The sequence below is a fragment of the Roseateles flavus genome (assembly GCF_039872765.1).
Taxonomy (GTDB): domain Bacteria; phylum Pseudomonadota; class Gammaproteobacteria; order Burkholderiales; family Burkholderiaceae_C; genus Roseateles_B; species Roseateles_B flavus.
On record NZ_JBDPZC010000003.1, the window covers coordinates 322,231 to 338,439 of the forward strand.

A 16,209-nucleotide genomic window follows, 5' to 3' on the forward strand; every position below is an offset into this window, starting at 1 on the left:
AGGGAAATGCTGAAAGCGCGCGAGTGTGCCACAGGCCCCGCGCGGGCGCGTTTCCGCTGGTTTCAGTGCCGCGTCAGGCCTGGCGCTTCGCGTAGGCTGCCGCGCCCTCGCCTGCCACCCAGCCGCTGGCCATGCTGGCCGTCAGCAGGTAGCCGCCGGTGGGCGCCTCCCAGTCCAGCATTTCGCCGGCGCAGAAGACGCCGGGGCGCTGGCACAGCATCAGGTGCTCGTCCAGGCACTCCAGGCGCACGCCGCCGGCCGTGCTGATGGCCTCGGCCACGGGACGTGCTGCCGCCAGGCGCAGCGGGAGGCGCTTGAGGGTGCGGGCCAGGCGCTCGGTGTCCTGGATCTCGGCCTTGTCCAGCACCTCGTACAGCAGCGCCGCCTTGAGGCCCTCGATGCCCAGACGGCTCTTGAGGTGCGTGGAGAGCGAGCGCGGGCCGCGCGGCCGGCGCACCTCGGCCAGCACCTGGGCCTCGTCATGGTTGGGCAGCAGGTCCAGGTGCAGCAGGGCCTCGCCGAACTCAGCGATCTCGTCGCGCAGCAGGGCCGAAGCCGCATAGACCAGGGAGCCCTCGATGCCGCGGGCCGTGACCACGAATTCACCCTGGCGCTCGAAGCGGCGGCCGCTGCGGCCCTCGAAGACGAGCCGCACCGGCTTCACCGGCTGACCCGCCCAGCGCTCGACGAAGAAGGCGGACCAGCCCGCCTCGGCCGCACCCTCGCGGCGCGGACCCAGGTCGAAACCGCAGTTGGCGGCGCGCAGCGGGGCGATCTCGGCCCCCGCCTCGGCCAGCGGGCCCTGCCAGGCCCCGTTGGAGCCCAGCTGCGGCCAGGACGCGCCGCCCAGGGCCAGCACCAGCGCCGCGGGCGCTGGCACGGTGCGCTCGCCCTCGGGCGCGGCAAAGCGCAGCGCGCCTTCCGCCGCCCAGCCCAGCCAGCGATGGCGCATGTGGAAGCGCACGCCCGCGGCGCGCAGGCGCTGCAACCAGGCGCGCAGCAGCGGCGCGGCCTTCATGTCGGTCGGGAAGACGCGGCCCGAGCTGCCCACGAAGGTCTCGATGCCCAGGCCCGCCGCCCACTGGCGCAGGGCCGGTCCGTCGAGGCGGTCCAGCCAGGGCCGCAGAGCCTGCGCGCGCTCGGCGAAGCGCTGCTCGAAGGCCTCGCGCTCCTCGGAGTGCGTGAGGTTGAGCCCGCCCTTGCCGGCCAGCAGGAACTTGCGGCCCACGGAGGGCATGGCGTCGTAGAGGTCGACACGCAGGCCCGCCGCGGCCAGGCGCTCGGCCGCCATCAGGCCCGCGGGACCTCCGCCGATGACCAGGGCTTGTGCAGGGAGGGAAGAGTTGGAGGACATGGCGGGACTTCAGCGGACGGGGCCGGCAGTGTGCCAGAAGTAGCCAGGCACCCCGCCCCTGCCCTGCTTCAGGACTTGCGCAGTGCCGCCACCAGTTGCTCGCGCAGCGCCGGCTTGTCCGCGAAGGGGTCGGTGGGATTGCGCTGCTGCATCACGTCCTCCAGGCGCGTCTGCACCCCGCCCAGCACCTGCGGGTGGCTGAAGACGTAGAAGCGGCTCTCGTCCATGGCCTGGAAGACCAGGGCCGCCACGTCGGCCGCGGTGATCTTGCCGGCGTTCACCGCCTTGTCAGTCATGGCCTGGGACACCAGCTGGCTCTTGCTGGGCTTGTCCATGGGATGGTCCGGCGTGCGGTTGCGGTGGCTCTGGGAGATGCCGGTGGGCACGAAGTAGGGGCACAGCACCGAGCAGCGGATCTGATCCGTCACCAGGGTCAGGTCTTGATAGAGCGTCTCGCTGAGGCTCACCACCGCGTGCTTGCTGACGTTGTAGACACCCATGTTCGGCGGATTGAGCATGCCGGCCATGGAGGCGGTGTTGACGATGTGGCCCTCCCACGAGGGGTCGGCCTCGGCCGCGGCCAGCATCATGGGCGTGAACAGGCGCACGCCATGCACGACGCCCATCAGGTTGACGCCCAGCACCCATTCCCAGTCGGACAGGCTGTTCTCCCAGATCAGCCCGCCCGAGCCCACGCCGGCGTTGTTGAAGACGAAGTGCGGGGCGCCAAAGCGCGCCTTCACGGCTTCGGCCAGGGCCTCCATCTGGTCGGCCTTGGCCACGTCCACCTGGCGCAGCAGCAAGGGATGGGCGCCGAACTCGGCCTCCAGCCGCGCCATGGCATCGGCCTGCACATCGCAGAGCACGAGGTTCATGCCGCGCTGCGCGGCCAGGCGGGCGACCTCCAGGCCGAAGCCCGAGGCGGCGCCGGTGATCACGGCCGTGCGGCCCTGGTACTGCTTCATCGTTTCACTCCGCGGGTGCCGGGTCGCGGCACATGTCGATATGGGGAATGCCGTCTTCGTCATAGACCGGAGAGACGGCGCGGAAACCCAGGCTGGCGTAGAAGTCCTGCAGATGGGCCTGGGCGCTGAGCTCCTGCCCGACGCCCGGCCAGCGCTGCTCGCACTCGCGCAGGGCCTGGCGCACCAGCGGCCGGCCCTGCCCCTGGCCGCGCAGGGCCGGCGAGGTCAGCACACGGCCGATGGCGGCGCGCTGCTGCTGCGGCCCCTTCAGCCCGGGCGGCAGCAGGCGGGCATAGGCCAGCAGGCGCCCGGTGGCGTCCCGGCCCATGACGTGCAGGCAGTCGCGGTCGCGGCCGTCGGTGTCCTGGTAGAGGCAGCGCTGCTCGACGACGAAGACCTCGTTGCGCAGCGCCAGCATCTCGTAGACGCCCTCGGCGTCCAGGGCCTGCAGGGGCAGGCAGGACCAGAAGAGCGGGCCCATCAGACGAGCTTCACCAGCTGCTTGCCGAAGTTGCGGCCCTTGAGCAGGCCCAGGAAGGCCTCGGGCGCGGCGGCCAGGCCGTCGGCAATGGATTCGCGGTACTTGAGCTTGCCAGTGGCGACCATCATGCCCAGCTCCTTCAGGGCCTCGGGCCACAGCTGCATGTGCTCGGAGACGATGAAGCCCTCGATCTTCATGCGGTTCACCAGGATCAGCTGGGGCGCCATCATCGGGATGGGCTCGCCGTTGTAGCCGGAGATCATGCCGCACATGGCGATGCGGCTGAAGGCGTTGGCGCGCATCATCACGGCGTCCAGGATCATGCCGCCCACGTTCTCGAAGTGGCCGTCGATGCCTTGCGGGCAGGCCTGCTTGAGGGCCGCCAGGAGCGACTTCAGCTCACGGTGCTCCTTGTAGTCGATGCAGGCGTCGAAGCCCAGTTCCTCAACCACATAGCGGCACTTGTCCGGGCCACCGGCAATGCCCACGGCGCGCGCGCCACGCGCCTTGGCCAGCTGGCCCACGGCGCCACCCACGGCGCCGCTGGCGGCGCTCACCACCACGGTCTCGCCGGCCTTGGGATTGATGATCTGGGTCAGGCCGTACCAGGCCGTCACGCCGGGCATGCCCACGGCGCCCAGGTAGGCGGCGAGCGGAATGTGGGTGGTGTCGACCTTCTGCAGCACCCCGCGCTGGCTGGCGTCGACCAGCTGGTACTCCTGCCACCCGCCCATGCCCACCACCTGGTCCCCCGCCTTGAAGGCCGGGTTGCGAGACTCCACCACCTCGCCCACGGTGCCGCCCATCATGACCTGGTCCAGGGGCTGCGGATCGGCGTAGCTCTTGGCGTCGCTCATGCGGCCGCGCATATAGGGGTCGAGGCTCAGGTAGTGGTTGCGGACCAGCACCTGGCCTTCCTGCACGGCGGGCAGCGGGGCCTCGACCAGGCGGAAGTTGTCGACCGTCGGCTCGCCCGTGGGGCGGGACACCAGGTGGATTTGGCGGTTGATGCTCATGGCTTCCTCTTTGTCGCTAGCTGTGTCGGTTGGACGGGCCAGGTTCAGGCCCTCATGGCAGAGATTGAATCATGGCCCATTCGTGACACTCGTCTCAGTGGCGACAAAAACGAACGGTCGTTCGCCTCTATTCGCAGGAAGCTTGCTTGCAATGGATTCCAGCCATCAGGGAAGTACCGAGGAAACAAAGCGCCGGGCCTATGCGACAGGGGTCGCAAAAGGCGTCTGCGCTGGAGAGACCATGCAGTTCACGAATTTCAAGATCGGCACCCGCCTTCTGGGTGCCATGCTGGCCATGGCCCTGCTCGCCGCGGTGGTGGGCCTCGTCGGGCTGCGCGCCCTGGGCACCGTGGCCGAGAACGGCCGGACCATGTACACGCAGGAGCTGATGGCCATCTCCAGCATCAAGGACGCCAACAAGGATCTGGTCCTGCTCGCCCGAGACGTGCGCAACGTGCTGCTGGCCCCCACGCCCGAGAAGCGCGAGGCGGCCCGCCAGACGGTGAAGGCCAACGTCCGGGCCATGAAGGCTGACCTCGACAAGGCGCTGCCGCATTACGTCACCGAGCGCGGCCAGGCCGAGATCGCCCGGTTGAAGGCCCTGATGCAGCCCTGGGAGGCCACCCTGGCCACCCTGGAAGGCAAGCTGGCCGAGGGTGCGGATCCGGAAGCGGCCCAGCAGTACCTGTACGAGACCTATGTGCCCACCTTCAACGCCGTCGACGACCAGCTCAAGCTGCTCAGCCGCCTCAAGGAGGACTACGCCGACCAGCTGGCCCAGCAGGGCATGGCCGACTATGCCCGCAGCCGCAACATCATCGCCATCCTGATCGTCCTGAGTCTGGGCGGTGCCGTGCTGCTGGCCCTCCTGCTGGCCGGCCAGGTGAGCCGCGGGCTGCAGCGGGCGGTGGTCGCGGCCCGCGCCATGAGCGAGGGCGACATGACCGTGCGCCTGGACGCCCAGGGCCGGGACGAAGTCGCCCAGCTCACCGCTGCCCTGGAGGACATGCGCAGCAAGCTGCTGGGCGTCGTGCATACCGTGCGTGCCAACGCCGAGAGCGTGGCCACCGGCAGCTCCCAGATCGCCTCGGGCAACTCCGATCTCAGCCAGCGCACCGAAGAACAGGCCAGCGCCCTGCAGCAGACGGCCGCCACCATGGACCAGCTCGGCTCCACCGTGCGCCACAACGCCGACAGCGCGCAGCAGGCCAACCAGCTGGCCGTCAATGCGTCCGAGGTGGCGCAGCGGGGCGGCGGCGTGGTGTCCGAGGTGGTGGAGACCATGAAGGGCATCCACGAGAGCTCGCGCCGCATCGCCGACATCATCGGCGTGATCGACGGCATCGCCTTCCAGACCAACATCCTCGCCCTGAACGCGGCGGTGGAGGCCGCTCGGGCCGGCGAGCAGGGCCGCGGCTTCGCGGTGGTGGCAGGCGAGGTGCGCACCCTGGCCCAGCGCAGCGCCGAGGCGGCGCGGGAGATCAAGTCCCTGATCACGACCAGCGTGGAGCGCGTCGAGCACGGCACGCAGCTGGTGGACCACGCCGGGTCGACCATGGGCGAGGTGGTCCAGGCCATCAGCCGCGTCACCGACATCGTGGGCGAGATCAGTGCGGCCAGCCGCGAGCAGAGCACGGGCATCAGCCAGGTCAGCGAGGCGGTGACGCAGATGGACCGGGTCACCCAGCAGAACGCGGCCCTGGTCGAGCAAAGCGCCGCGGCCGCGGAGAGCCTGCGCGGCCAGTCGGCCCAGTTGCTGGACGTGGTGGCCTTCTTCCGGCTGCAGGCCGGCGGTGCCGGAATGCAGGCCGCGCAGGCCCGCCGGCGGGGGATTTGAATCGTGAACAAGTCCCTCTTCCGCGGCTGAATCAGGCCGGACCGGGGGGCTCGGCCGCTTCGAAACGTGTCACATTCGCTTGCATGTTCGGTTCAGATTGATAACGATTGCACTCTCCTGGAATGCCCAGGAGCCAACGCCCGGCTGCCTTGCCGGCCGCGACCGTCCACCGCATTCGTCCTGCCCTGCCAGCCCAGAAGGAAGCACCATGTCGCTGACCGGAAACCCTCGCCTTGGTCTGATCGGCCGCCTGCTGATCATGGCCGCAACCCTGGCGCTGATCCTCATCGGCGCCGCCGTGTACACCTCTCGGCAGCTGGTCACCCTGCAAGAGGCTGCTCACGCGGCCGAGTCCTCCAGGTTTCCTCAGCTTCAGCGCATGGCCCTGGCCCAGCTGGAAGTGACGCGCCTGTCCCTCCAGCTGCGTCACGCCATGCTGTCCCGCACGCCGCAGGAGCGTGACACGACGCTGCAGGACATCAAGCGGCTCAAGGAGGCCATCACCGAGCAGCTGGGCGCCTACGAGAAGGCCCTGCATACCGAGACCGGGCGCCAACGCTTCCGCCCCGTTCAACAGAAGGTCCAGGCTTTCGCGGAGGTCGAGCAGAAGAACCTCGCGCTGATCGAGGCCGGACAGATGAGCGAGGCCTTTGCCTTCCTGGTGGACCAGACCATTCCAGCGCGCAACGCCCTGCTCCATGAGATCGCCGACAACGTCAAGTACCAGGAGTCTCGCCTGCAGGAGGAGCTGCAGCTGGTGAAGAGTCAGGCCGGCAATGCCCGCCTCGAGTTCGGCTTCGTGGCGGTGGCGGCGGTCCTGGCCCTGATGGCCACGACCGCCTACCTGGCCCGCGCCCTTCGACAGCGCGTCCATGCCCTCAATGCCGTGGCCAACCGCCTGCGCGACGGCGACTTCACCCAGCCCGTGCAAGACACGCAAGCGGATGAGTTCTCCGCCGTGATGCGCTCCATGCAGCACATGCAGGACGCCCTGGCCGGCATCGTCCATACCGTGCGATCCAACGCGGAGAGCGTGGCCACGGGCAGCGAGCAGATCGCCCATGGCAATGCAGACCTGAGCCAGCGCACCGAGGAGCAGGCCAGCGCCCTGCAGCAGACCGCCGCCACCATGGACCAGCTGGGCTCCACCGTGCGCAACAACGCCGACAACGCGCAGCAGGCCAATCAAATGGCCCTGCAGGCCTCGGAGGTGGCCCGGCGCGGCGGGGGTGTCGTGGCCGAGGTCGTCGAGACCATGAGGAGCATCAACGAGGGTTCGCGCCGCATTGCCGACATCACCGGCGTCATCGACAGCATTGCCTTCCAGACCAACATCCTCGCCTTGAACGCGGCCGTCGAGGCGGCTCGCGCCGGCGAGCAGGGTCGCGGCTTCGCCGTGGTGGCGGGAGAGGTCCGCATCCTGGCCCAGCGCAGCGCCGAGGCAGCCAAGGAGATCAAGTCACTGATCGGCGACAGCGCGGCGCGCGTCGAGCAGGGCACCCAGCTGGTCGACCGGGCCGGCAGCACCATGGACGAAGTGGTGAAGGCGATCCACCGCGTGACTGACATCGTGGGCGAGATCAGCGCCGCCAGCCGTGAGCAGAGCACCGGCATCGGGCAGGTCGGCGAGGCCGTGAGCGCCATGGACCGGGTCACCCAGCAGAACGCGGCGCTCGTCGAGGAAAGCGCCGCCGCTGCCGAGAGCCTGCGCAACCAGTCCGCCCGGCTGCTGGAAGTGGTCGCCTTCTTCCGTCTCCAGCTGGGAGCGGCGCCGCGCTGAGGAGGCCTGCGATGGCACGGCCCCCACCGGCCCTGGACGGGGCTGGCGCGTCCTGCACACAAGGCCCCGGGCGCGGCATTGGTCACGAATGGACTGGGTTTTTCGGGCGGTGCAATCGGTTCCCAAACCGGCAGGAGCCGCGGCCCTGGCATAGACTGCCGGCCGTGTTGCTCCCTGCCCTGACTCGGTGCCGCCTCCTGCGTCAGGGGCTGGCCTTGCTCTTGGGCCTGGCCCTCTTGCAGGCCCAGGCCCAGCAGCTGCGCCTGTGCCAGACCGAGTCGCCCCGCTACGACTACCGGCTCGCCCTGACCCGACTCCTGATGGAGAAGACCGCGCAACGCGGCGAGTCCTTCACCCTCATCCGCCATGGCCAGGGGGCAGATCCCTCGCAGGAGCGCTGCCTGGAGCTGCTGCGCAGCGGCGAGGTGGACCTGGTCTATCTGCCGCCCAGCCCGGCACGGCTGGCGGAGTTTGCCGTCCTGCCCATCGACCTGCACGCCGGCCGCCTGGGCTACCGCCTGCTGCTGATCCGCAAGGAGGACGCGCCGCGCTTCGCCCGCATCCAGACCCTGGCGCAGCTGGGCAAGCTGACGGGCGGCTTTGGCCGCCAGTGGGCCGACCTGGCCGTGTTCGAGGCCAACGGCCTGCCCGTGGTCGCCGGCCCGGGCACCGAGGCCCTGCTGGCCATGCTGCGCGCCCGGCGCTTCGACTACCTGCAGCGCGGCGTCTCCGAGGCCTACGCGGAGCTGGCCAGCTTCGGCGGCAATGACCAGCTCATGGTGGAGCCGCACCTGGCCCTGCACTACGCCTGGCCCGTCTACTTCATGGCGCGCCGTGACCGGCAGCCGCTGCTGCAGCGCCTGCAACGCGGGCTGCAGCTCGCCCAGCAGGACGGCAGCTTCCGCCGGCTGCTGGACCAGCACCAGGGCCGGGACTGGGCCCGCGCCGCCATCGAGCGCCGCCGGGTGCTGGCACTGAAATCGCCCTGGCCGGACATGGCCCTGCCTGCGCCAGAGCATTGAAGGCCGCCGCGCGCCGGGCCCTGCGTGGACCCGGCCCCTCTCTCAGTCCGCCTCGCGGCGCTGCAGGGACTTGAGCTGGCGCCCCTGCCCCGGCAAGGCCCTCAGGTACTTGAAGGTGGCGGTGGCGTGCGCACAGAGCCGACCGTCCTCACCCAGCACCCGCCCCTCGCAGAAGGCCATGGTGGCGGTGTGATGCAGCAGCTCGCCCTGGGCGCGCAGCTCACCCTCGGCGGGGCGCATGAAGCTGGTCTTCATCTCGATGGTGACCACGCCGGGGCCCATGCCTTCCTGGTGCATGTGGATGCTGCGGGCGGCATGAGCCATGGCCACGTCCAGCAGGCTCATCAGCACGCCGCCATGGGCCACCTCCCAGGAGTTGAGATGGCCCTCGCGGATGTCCACCCGCAGCTCCGCGCGGCCGTCGCCCAGGCTGTGCAGCTCGAAGCCCAGCTGCTCGACGAAGGGGATGCGGACGGGGAAAGACAGGGGCGGCGTGCGTTTCATGGCGTCAGTCTAGGGCCTCAGGCACCGTGGATAGCTGACACACCGCCGTCCACCGCCAGCACCTGCCCCGTGATGTGCTTGCCGGCGCGGGAGGCGAACAGCAGGGCCGCGCCCTTGAGGTCGTCCTCGTCGCCCAGGCGGCGCAAGGGCGCGGCCTCGGCGATCTTGTCCTCGCCCATGGCCGCGAGCAGGCCCTGCGTCATCTTGCTGGGGAAGAAGCCCGGCGCCAGCGCGTTCACCGTGATGCCGTAGCGGCCCCACTCGCCGGCCAGCGCGCGGGTGAAGTTCACGGCCGCGCCCTTGCTGGTGTTGTAGGCGATGGTCTTCATCATCGCCGGGTTGCCGCCCAGGCCGGCGATGGAGGCCACATTGATGATGCGGCCGTGGCGCCGCGGGATCATGCTGGCCTGCGCCGCGGCCTGGCTCATCACGAAGAGGCTGCGGATGTTGAGGTTCATCACCTTGTCCCAGGCCTCCAGCGGATGGTCCTCGGCCGGTGCGCCCCAGGTGGCGCCGGCGTTGTTGACGAGGATGTCGATCTGACCGAGGCGTTCCATCGTCTGCTCGACGATGCCGCGGGCCTGGGTTTCATCCGCGGCATCGGCGGCGATCCAGCGGGCATCGATGCCCCGCGCCTGCAGCTGGGCCACGGCCTCCTCCAGGTCAGCGGCCTTGCGCGAGCTGAGCATGATCTTCGCGCCCGCCTCGCCCAGGCTTTCGGCGATCTGCAGCCCCAGGCCGCGCGAGCCGCCGGTGACCAGGGCCACCTGGCCGCTGAGGTCGAACAAGTCCTGCACCTTGGTGCTCATGGGAGTCTCCTTTGAATTTCCTGAGAGGTCAGAACCAGGCGTCCTGCATCTCGCGGCACAGCGCTTCGCGGCGCTGCACCACGGCCAGCCAGGCGGCAATGCGTGGCAGCTCGTAGGCGAAGAAATAGGCCTGGGCGGCCCGCTTGCCCTGGGCGAAGTCACGGGTGTCGTCCGGTGCCAGGGCCAGCACCACGTCCAGCCAGATCCAGGCCAGGACCGTGTGGCCAAAGGCCTGCAGATAGGGCGTGGCATTGGCCAGCGCGGCCTCGGGCTCGCCGGTGGCCCACGCCGCCTTGGTCGCGGCGCCCACCTGTGCCAGGGCCTGAGCCAGCTGGTTGGCGGCCTCGGCAAGACCTGGCACCTGACCTGCCGCGCTGATCGTCTCGTTGATGCGCCGGGCCAGCGCCATCAGCGCCGCGCCGCCTTCCATCACCACCTTGCGGCCGAGCAGGTCCAGGGCCTGGATGCCGTGCGTGCCCTCGTGGATCATGTTGAGGCGGTTGTCGCGCCAGTGCTGCTCGACGGGAAAGTCCCGCGTGTAGCCATAGCCTCCCAGCACCTGGATGGCCAGGGAGTTGGCCTCCAGGCACCACTCGCTGGGCCAGCTCTTGGCGATGGGGATCAGCACCTCCAGCAGCAGGCGCGCACGGCCTGCGGCCTCGGCCTCGGCCGTGTGCTGCTCGTCGACCAGGCGGGCGCAGAACAGCTCCAGGGCCAGCGCCCCTTCCACATAGCTCTTCTGCGCCAGCAACATGCGCTTGACGTCGGCGTGCTCGATGATGGGCCGCTGGGGCGAGGCGGCGTCCTTGCCCGTGGCCGTCAGCGGCCGGCCCTGCGGCCGCTGGCGGGCATAGGCCAGGCTGGCCTCGTAGCCCGCATAGCCCAGCATGGTGGCGCCCAGGCCCACGCCGATGCGGGCCTCGTTCATCATGTGGAACATGGCCTTGAGCCCCTCACCGGGCGCGCCCACGCGATAGCCGATGGCCCCGCCCTGCCCGCCCGGCTGATGCCGGCCCTCGCCGAAGTTCAGCAGGCAGTTGGTGGTGCCGCGGTAGCCCAGCTTGTGGTTGAGGCCGGCCAGCACCACGTCGTTGCGTTCCCCCGTGAGCTGACCCTCGGCGTCCACCAGCCACTTGGGCACGATGAACAGCGAGATGCCGCGCACCCCGGGCACCGGCTTGCCATCCGGGCCGGGGATCTTGGCCAGCACGAGGTGGACGATGTTCTCGCGCAGTTCGTGCTCGCCGGCGGAGATCCACATCTTGTGGCCGCGCAGGCGGTAGCGCGGGCCGAGGGGGTCGTTTTCAGAATCGGCGCCGTCGGGCTCGGCCCGCGTGGCCACGTCGGACAGCGAGGAGCCCGCCTGCGGTTCGGAGAGGCACATGGTGCCGAACCAGCGCCCCTCGAACTCGGCCTTGGCGAAGACCTCGCGCTGCCGCGGCGTGCCGTGCGCCATCAGCAGATTGGCATTGCCGTTGGTGAGCATGGCGTAGCCGCCCAGTGCGATGCAGGCCTTGCTGAAGAAAGCATTGGCCGCCATCTCCACCGTGCAGGGCAGCTGCATGCCGCCGTTCTCGTAGTCCTGGGCGGCGCTGAGCATGCCCGACTCGACGTAGGCATCCAGCGCCTCGCGCGTGGCCTGGGGCAGGTGCACACGCTCGCCGTCGAAGTGCGGCTCCTGGGTGTCGAGCAGGCGGTTGACGGGCGCGAACTTCTCGCGGGCGATGCGCTCGCAGGTGTCCAGCACGGCGTCGAAGGTCTCGCGGCTGTGGTCGGCAAAGCGCTCGCGCTGGTTCAGCGATTCGGATTGGAGCCAGCCGTAGAGCAGGAAGTCGAGGGTGTCGCGCATGGCGATCTCCAGCAGTCGATGGGGCCCGCGCTCAGGCGGGCGTGAGTGCCATGGTGGCCGAGGCCTTCATCACCAGCGTGCGGGTCTCGCCGTCCACGGCATGGACCTCGGCCTCGGTGAAGCTGAGCGTGCGCCCGGCCTTGAGGACCCAGGCCTCGCACTCCAGCTGCTGGCCGCGGGCGCCGCGCAGCAGGCTCGTCTTGAGCTCGGCCGTGAGAATCCACTGCCCGGGCGGCGCCTGCGTCTGGGCGGCCGAGCCCATGCTGTGGTCGGCCAGCGAGGCCAGCACGCCCGCATGCACCAGGCCCGTGTGCTGGCGCAGGCCTTCGCGAATGGGCAGGCGCGTGCGCACGCGGCCGGGCTCCACGGCCACGGCCTGCACGCCCAGCTCAACCATGAAGGGGGAACGGGCGATGAAGCCCTGAAGCGTGGCGAGGTCCAGTTCCATGGCGTCTCCTGCTGCAGGCTGGGCCGCAGCGCGGTCAGGTCAATAAAGGGCGGCACCGGCACGGCGCCGCCCTCAGGGCTCGGATCAGAGGACTTCGAACACGCCGGCCGCGCCCATGCCACCGCCGATGCACATCGTCACGCACACCCGCTTGGCGCCGCGGCGGCGGCCTTCCAGCAGCGCGTGGCCGGTCAGGCGCTGGCCCGACATGCCGTAGGGATGGCCCACGGCAATGGCGCCGCCATTGACATTCAGGCGGTCCAGGGGGATGCCCAGGGTGTCGGCGCAGTAGAGCACCTGCACGGCGAAGGCCTCGTTGAGCTCCCAGAGGTCGATGTCATCCACGCCCAGGCCCAGGCGCTTGAGCACCTTGGGGATGGCGAAGACGGGGCCGATGCCCATTTCATCGGGCTCGCAGCCGGCCACCGCAAAGCCGAGGAAGCGGCCCAGGGGCTTCAACCCTTGCTGCTGGGCATAGCGCTCGCTGACGAGCACGCAGGCGCCGGCGCCGTCAGAGAACTGGCTGGCATTGCCCGCGCTCACCACGCCGCCGGGCAGCGCGCTGCGCAGGTCCTTGATGCCCTCGTAGGTCGTGCCCTCGCGCAGGCCTTCGTCCACGCTGACGCTCACTTCGCGGGTGACCAGGCCCTGGACCTTGTCCACCACGCCCGCGGTGACGGTGATGGGCGCGATCTCCTCGGCGAAGAGGCCGGCCGCCTGCGCGGCGCAGGCTTTCTGCTGGCTGGCGGCGCCGTAGTGGTCCTGGCGCTCGCGCGAGATGCCGTAGCGCTGGGCCACGTTCTCGGCGGTCTGCAGCATGGTCCAGTAGATCTCGGGCTTGTGCTTCATCAGCCAGCGCTCCGTGATCATGTGCTTGTTCATTTCCTGCTGCACGCAGGAGATGCTCTCCACGCCGCCGGCCACGTAGGCATCGCCCTCGCCAGCCATGATGCGCTGCGCGGCCATGGCGATGGTCTGCAGGCCGCTGGAGCAGAAGCGGTTGACGGTCATGCCCGCCACGCTGACGGGCAGGCCGGCACGCAGGGCGATCTGTCGCGCGATGTTGTTGCCCGTGCCGCCTTCGGGGAAGGCGCAGCCCATCAGCACGTCCTCGATGGCGTCCGGCGCCACGCCGGCCCGCTCGACGGCGGCCTTGACCACATGGCCGCCCAGGGTGGCGCCGTGGGTCATGTTGAAGGCACCCTTCCAGCTCTTGCTGAGCGGGGTGCGGGCGGTGGAAACAATCAGTGCTTGGCTCATGAAAAACTCTCCGCGATGAGGCGAGAACAACCCGCCGCAAACCTCAACCCAATCCCAGCGGCGCCCGAGGATCCGGCTCTGCCGGGCCTGGGGATGGCCTTGCAGGCCGCGTCGGACCTGCGGGTCCGACTCCTCGCCAGGCTGGGCGGGTCCGCTGGACCCACCCAGTCCGGGCTCGGCCCCCTTGAGGGGGCTGGCGAAGCCAGCAGGGGGTGGGTCATCAATCCGTGAATCCCTTGCCTTCGGCAACGAGGCGCTGGATCAGCGGCGCCGGCTGCCAGAAGCTGGCGTCGTCCAGCGGGTTGCGGGCGAAGCGCTTCATGGCCTCGACCACGTTGTAGAGGCCCACCGTGTCGGCATAGCACATAGGGCCGCCGCGCCACAGCGGGAAGCCGTAGCCGGTGAGGTAGACCATGTCGATGTCCGAGGCGCGCAGCGCGATGCCCTCTTCCAGGATGTGGGCGGCTTCGTTGACCAGCGAGAAGACGAGGCGCTGCACGATCTCCTCGTCGCTGATCTTGCGAGGCGTGATGCCCTGCGCGGCACGGTGCTTCTCGATCATCTCGACCACGACGGCCGAGGGGACGGCGTCTCGCTTGCCGGCGGCGTAGTCGTACCAGCCGGCGCCCGTCTTCTGGCCGAAGCGGCCCATCTCGCAGAGCAGGTCGGCCGTCTTCGAGTAGCGCAGATGCGGCTTCTCCTGGTAGCGCCGCTTGCGGATATACCAGCCCACGTCGTTGCCGGCGAGGTCGCCCATGCGGAAGGGGCCCATGGCGAAGCCGAACTTCTCGACCGCCTTGTCCACCTGCTGCGGCGTGCAGCCCTCCTCCAGCAGGAAGCCGGCCTGGCGGCTGTACTGCTCGATCATGCGGTTGCCGATGAAGCCGTCGCACACGCCCGAGACCACGCAGGTCTTGCGGATGGTCTTGCCCAGGGCCATCACCGTGGCCAGCACGTCCTTGGCCGTCTCCTTGCCACGCACGACCTCCAGCAGCTTCATCACATTGGCCGGGCTGAAGAAGTGCATGCCGATCACGTCCTGCGGGCGCTTCGTGAAGGCGGCGATCCTGTTCAGGTCCAGCGTCGAGGTGTTGGAGGCCAGGATGGCGCCGGGCTTCATCACGGCATCCAACTGCTCGAAGACCTGCTGCTTGACGCCCAAGTCCTCGAAGACGGCCTCGATGACGAGGTCGGCGTCGCCGATGTCCGCATAGCTCAGCGTGGTGCTCAGCAAGGCCATGCGCTGCTGGTACTTGTCTTCCTTGAGCTTGCCCTTCTTGACCTGACCCTCGTAGTTCTTGCGGATGGTGGCCAGGCCGCGGTCCAGGGCTTCCTGCTTCATCTCCAGGATGACCACCGGGATGCCGGCGTTGAGGAAGTTCATGCTGATGCCGCCGCCCATGGTGCCGGCACCGATCACCGCGACCTTGCGGATCTCGCGCCGGGGCGTGTCCTCGGGCACGTCGGGGATCTTGCTGGTGGCACGCTCGGCGAAGAAGGCATGGCGCAGGGCCTTGCTCTCGGGCGTCATCATCAGGGCCACAAAGCCCTCGCGCTCGGCCTTGATGCCTTCATCGAAAGGCTTGTAGACCGAGGCGGCAACGGCTTCCAGGCAGCGCAGCGGTGCGGGGAAGTGCTTCGCCTGGGCTGCGACCATGTTGCGGGCGAACTGGAAGTAGGCGTCGGGCTCGGCATGGCGGGCCTTGAGGTCGCGCACGCGGGGCAGCGGGCTGCCGTCGGCATGCCTGGCAATGACGGTCGCGGCGAAGTCCAGGGCCTCGCTCATCAGCTCGCCGCTGGTGATCTTGTCGAAGAGCTTCTGGCCGGGGACCATGGCCAGCAGCTGGCTCTCCACCGCCTCGCCGCTGACGATCATGTTCAGCGCCGGCTCCACGCCCAGGGCGCGCGGCAGGCGCTGCGTGCCGCCCGCGCCGGGCAGCAGGCCGATCTTGACCTCGGGCAGCGCGATCTTGGCGCCCGGCGCCGCCACGCGGTAATGGCAGCCCAGGGACAGCTCCAGCCCGCCGCCCATGCACACGGTGTGGATGGCCGCGATGACGGGCTTGCTGCAGGCCTCGACCTTGGCGATCAGCGAATGCAGATTGGGCTCGGCCAGGGCCTTGGGGCTGCCGAACTCGCGGATGTCCGCGCCGCCGGAGAAGGCCTTGCCGGCGCCGGTGATGACGACGGCCTTGACCGCGGCATCGGCCTCGGCCCGGTCGATCCCCTCGGCCACCGCTTTGCGGGTGGCGTAACCCAGGCCGTTGACCGGCGGGTTGTTCAGGGTGATCACGGCAACGGCGCCGTGAACCTCGTAGCTGGCACTCATGGGCGGGCTTCCTTCCTTGTGCAGTGGAGGGCTGCGGCCACTCTGGAGCGTGTCATGTGTGCCGCAGAAATAGAACGATCGTTCGATTCTAGGCAGACCCTGCGGCCCGGTCCTGTCCCAGCGGCGACAAACGGGGGAGAACCCTGAGCGTGCCGCGCACGAAAGACCGGCGGCGCTGCCGCCCGCGCCCCGGGCCGCACGGCGCGGCCGGACTCAGCCGCGGTTCAGCAGCTGCGTCGGCGCAAAGCCGTCGTTGGGGCGTTCGGGTTCGTCTTCGGGCAGGAGCTCGGGCGTGACGCTGTCCCCGCTCTGCGGCAGGGGCTCGTGGTGCACGACCCGGTGGTGGGCGCGCTCGTCAGCCAGGCGAATGTCGGACAGCTCCTTCTGGAGCTGCTCGATCTGGCGGCGGGCGGCCGTGTTCTGCTGGCCGAGCTGGTTGCGTGCGGCATCCAGCTGGGCCATGCGATGCTGCAAGGCCTTCTGCCGTTGCCAGGCCCACAACCAGGTTGCCAGGACCCCGAACAGCAGGCCGCCCAGTGCAGCCATCAACATCGA

The 16,209-nt window shown here is 69.6% G+C and carries 14 protein-coding genes; 3 read left to right on the forward strand and 11 right to left on the reverse strand.

What is annotated here, in order from left to right:
- Positions 1-73: 73 nt before the first annotated feature.
- From ABDJ40_RS09325 to ABDJ40_RS09340, 4 genes are all read right to left on the reverse strand, one after another.
- Positions 74-1,354, reverse strand: coding sequence for a BaiN/RdsA family NAD(P)/FAD-dependent oxidoreductase (locus ABDJ40_RS09325; protein ID WP_347608973.1), 1,281 nt, complete (start codon positions 1,352-1,354; stop codon positions 74-76).
- A 68-nt stretch (positions 1,355-1,422) separates the two neighbouring features.
- Positions 1,423-2,319, reverse strand: a complete 897-nt coding sequence (locus ABDJ40_RS09330) for an SDR family oxidoreductase (protein ID WP_347608975.1) — start codon at positions 2,317-2,319, stop codon at positions 1,423-1,425.
- Positions 2,320-2,323: 4 nt separating this feature from the next.
- Positions 2,324-2,800 carry a GNAT family N-acetyltransferase gene (locus tag ABDJ40_RS09335; protein WP_269629703.1) on the reverse strand — a complete coding sequence of 159 codons (477 nt, stop codon included), beginning with the start codon at positions 2,798-2,800 and terminating at the stop codon, positions 2,324-2,326.
- On the reverse strand, positions 2,800-3,816 hold the full coding sequence (locus ABDJ40_RS09340; protein ID WP_347608978.1) for an NADP-dependent oxidoreductase: 1,017 nt from the start codon (positions 3,814-3,816) through the stop codon (positions 2,800-2,802). The genes ABDJ40_RS09335 and ABDJ40_RS09340 overlap by 1 nt, the downstream gene beginning before the upstream one ends.
- A 241-nt stretch (positions 3,817-4,057) precedes the next feature.
- On the opposite strand from ABDJ40_RS09340, the gene ABDJ40_RS09345 reads away from it, so the two are divergent.
- The 3 genes from ABDJ40_RS09345 (at position 4,058) to ABDJ40_RS09355 (ending at position 8,455) form a co-directional block, all read left to right on the forward strand.
- Positions 4,058-5,653 (forward strand): methyl-accepting chemotaxis protein, encoded by a 1,596-nt coding sequence (locus ABDJ40_RS09345; RefSeq protein ID WP_347608980.1) that lies wholly within the window; start codon positions 4,058-4,060, stop codon positions 5,651-5,653.
- Between the two features lie 208 nt (positions 5,654-5,861).
- Entirely contained in the window at positions 5,862-7,433 is a 1,572-nt protein-coding gene (locus ABDJ40_RS09350) for a methyl-accepting chemotaxis protein (protein ID WP_347608982.1), read from the forward strand.
- A 221-nt stretch (positions 7,434-7,654) separates the two neighbouring features.
- Positions 7,655-8,455, forward strand: coding sequence for a substrate-binding periplasmic protein (locus ABDJ40_RS09355; protein WP_347608984.1), 801 nt, complete (start codon positions 7,655-7,657; stop codon positions 8,453-8,455).
- A 42-nt stretch (positions 8,456-8,497) separates the two neighbouring features.
- On the opposite strand, the gene ABDJ40_RS09360 is transcribed toward ABDJ40_RS09355, so the two are convergent.
- From ABDJ40_RS09360 to ABDJ40_RS09390, 7 genes are all read right to left on the reverse strand, one after another.
- Complete coding sequence (locus ABDJ40_RS09360) at positions 8,498-8,959, reverse strand: PaaI family thioesterase (protein ID WP_347608986.1); 462 nt, start codon at positions 8,957-8,959, stop codon at positions 8,498-8,500.
- Positions 8,960-8,976: 17 nt separating this feature from the next.
- Entirely contained in the window at positions 8,977-9,768 is a 792-nt protein-coding gene (locus ABDJ40_RS09365; protein WP_347608988.1) for an SDR family oxidoreductase, read from the reverse strand.
- 28 nt (positions 9,769-9,796) lie between these two features.
- On the reverse strand, positions 9,797-11,617 hold the full coding sequence (locus tag ABDJ40_RS09370; protein WP_430765623.1) for an acyl-CoA dehydrogenase family protein: 1,821 nt from the start codon (positions 11,615-11,617) through the stop codon (positions 9,797-9,799).
- Positions 11,618-11,648: 31 nt separating this feature from the next.
- On the reverse strand, positions 11,649-12,065 hold the full coding sequence (locus ABDJ40_RS09375; RefSeq protein WP_347608990.1) for a PaaI family thioesterase: 417 nt from the start codon (positions 12,063-12,065) through the stop codon (positions 11,649-11,651).
- A gap of 84 nt (positions 12,066-12,149) precedes the next feature.
- Positions 12,150-13,325, reverse strand: a complete 1,176-nt coding sequence (locus ABDJ40_RS09380) for an acetyl-CoA C-acyltransferase (protein WP_347608992.1) — start codon at positions 13,323-13,325, stop codon at positions 12,150-12,152.
- Positions 13,326-13,545: 220 nt separating this feature from the next.
- Positions 13,546-15,654, reverse strand: coding sequence for a 3-hydroxyacyl-CoA dehydrogenase NAD-binding domain-containing protein (locus ABDJ40_RS09385; protein ID WP_347608994.1), 2,109 nt, complete (start codon positions 15,652-15,654; stop codon positions 13,546-13,548).
- Between the two features lie 213 nt (positions 15,655-15,867).
- Positions 15,868-16,206 (reverse strand): hypothetical protein, encoded by a 339-nt coding sequence (locus tag ABDJ40_RS09390; RefSeq protein WP_269629714.1) that lies wholly within the window; start codon positions 16,204-16,206, stop codon positions 15,868-15,870.
- Positions 16,207-16,209 lie beyond the last annotated feature (3 nt).

What these genes read in the sequence shown, in the direction of transcription:
- ABDJ40_RS09325 (WP_347608973.1), bottom strand. Translation starts at nt 1,354, where the DNA reads ATGTCCTCCAACTCTTCCCTCCCTGCACAAGCCCTGGTCATCGGCGGA.
- ABDJ40_RS09330 (WP_347608975.1), bottom strand. Translation starts at nt 2,319, where the DNA reads ATGAAGCAGTACCAGGGCCGCACGGCCGTGATCACCGGCGCCGCCTCG.
- ABDJ40_RS09335 (WP_269629703.1), bottom strand. Translation starts at nt 2,800, where the DNA reads ATGGGCCCGCTCTTCTGGTCCTGCCTGCCCCTGCAGGCCCTGGACGCC.
- ABDJ40_RS09340 (WP_347608978.1), bottom strand. Translation starts at nt 3,816, where the DNA reads ATGAGCATCAACCGCCAAATCCACCTGGTGTCCCGCCCCACGGGCGAG.
- ABDJ40_RS09345 (WP_347608980.1), top strand. Translation starts at nt 4,058, where the DNA reads ATGCAGTTCACGAATTTCAAGATCGGCACCCGCCTTCTGGGTGCCATG.
- ABDJ40_RS09350 (WP_347608982.1), top strand. Translation starts at nt 5,862, where the DNA reads ATGTCGCTGACCGGAAACCCTCGCCTTGGTCTGATCGGCCGCCTGCTG.
- ABDJ40_RS09360 (WP_347608986.1), bottom strand. Translation starts at nt 8,959, where the DNA reads ATGAAACGCACGCCGCCCCTGTCTTTCCCCGTCCGCATCCCCTTCGTC.
- ABDJ40_RS09365 (WP_347608988.1), bottom strand. Translation starts at nt 9,768, where the DNA reads ATGAGCACCAAGGTGCAGGACTTGTTCGACCTCAGCGGCCAGGTGGCC.
- ABDJ40_RS09370 (WP_430765623.1), bottom strand. Translation starts at nt 11,617, where the DNA reads ATGCGCGACACCCTCGACTTCCTGCTCTACGGCTGGCTCCAATCCGAA.
- ABDJ40_RS09375 (WP_347608990.1), bottom strand. Translation starts at nt 12,065, where the DNA reads ATGGAACTGGACCTCGCCACGCTTCAGGGCTTCATCGCCCGTTCCCCC.
- ABDJ40_RS09380 (WP_347608992.1), bottom strand. Translation starts at nt 13,325, where the DNA reads ATGAGCCAAGCACTGATTGTTTCCACCGCCCGCACCCCGCTCAGCAAG.
- ABDJ40_RS09385 (WP_347608994.1), bottom strand. Translation starts at nt 15,654, where the DNA reads ATGAGTGCCAGCTACGAGGTTCACGGCGCCGTTGCCGTGATCACCCTG.
- ABDJ40_RS09390 (WP_269629714.1), bottom strand. Translation starts at nt 16,206, where the DNA reads ATGTTGATGGCTGCACTGGGCGGCCTGCTGTTCGGGGTCCTGGCAACC.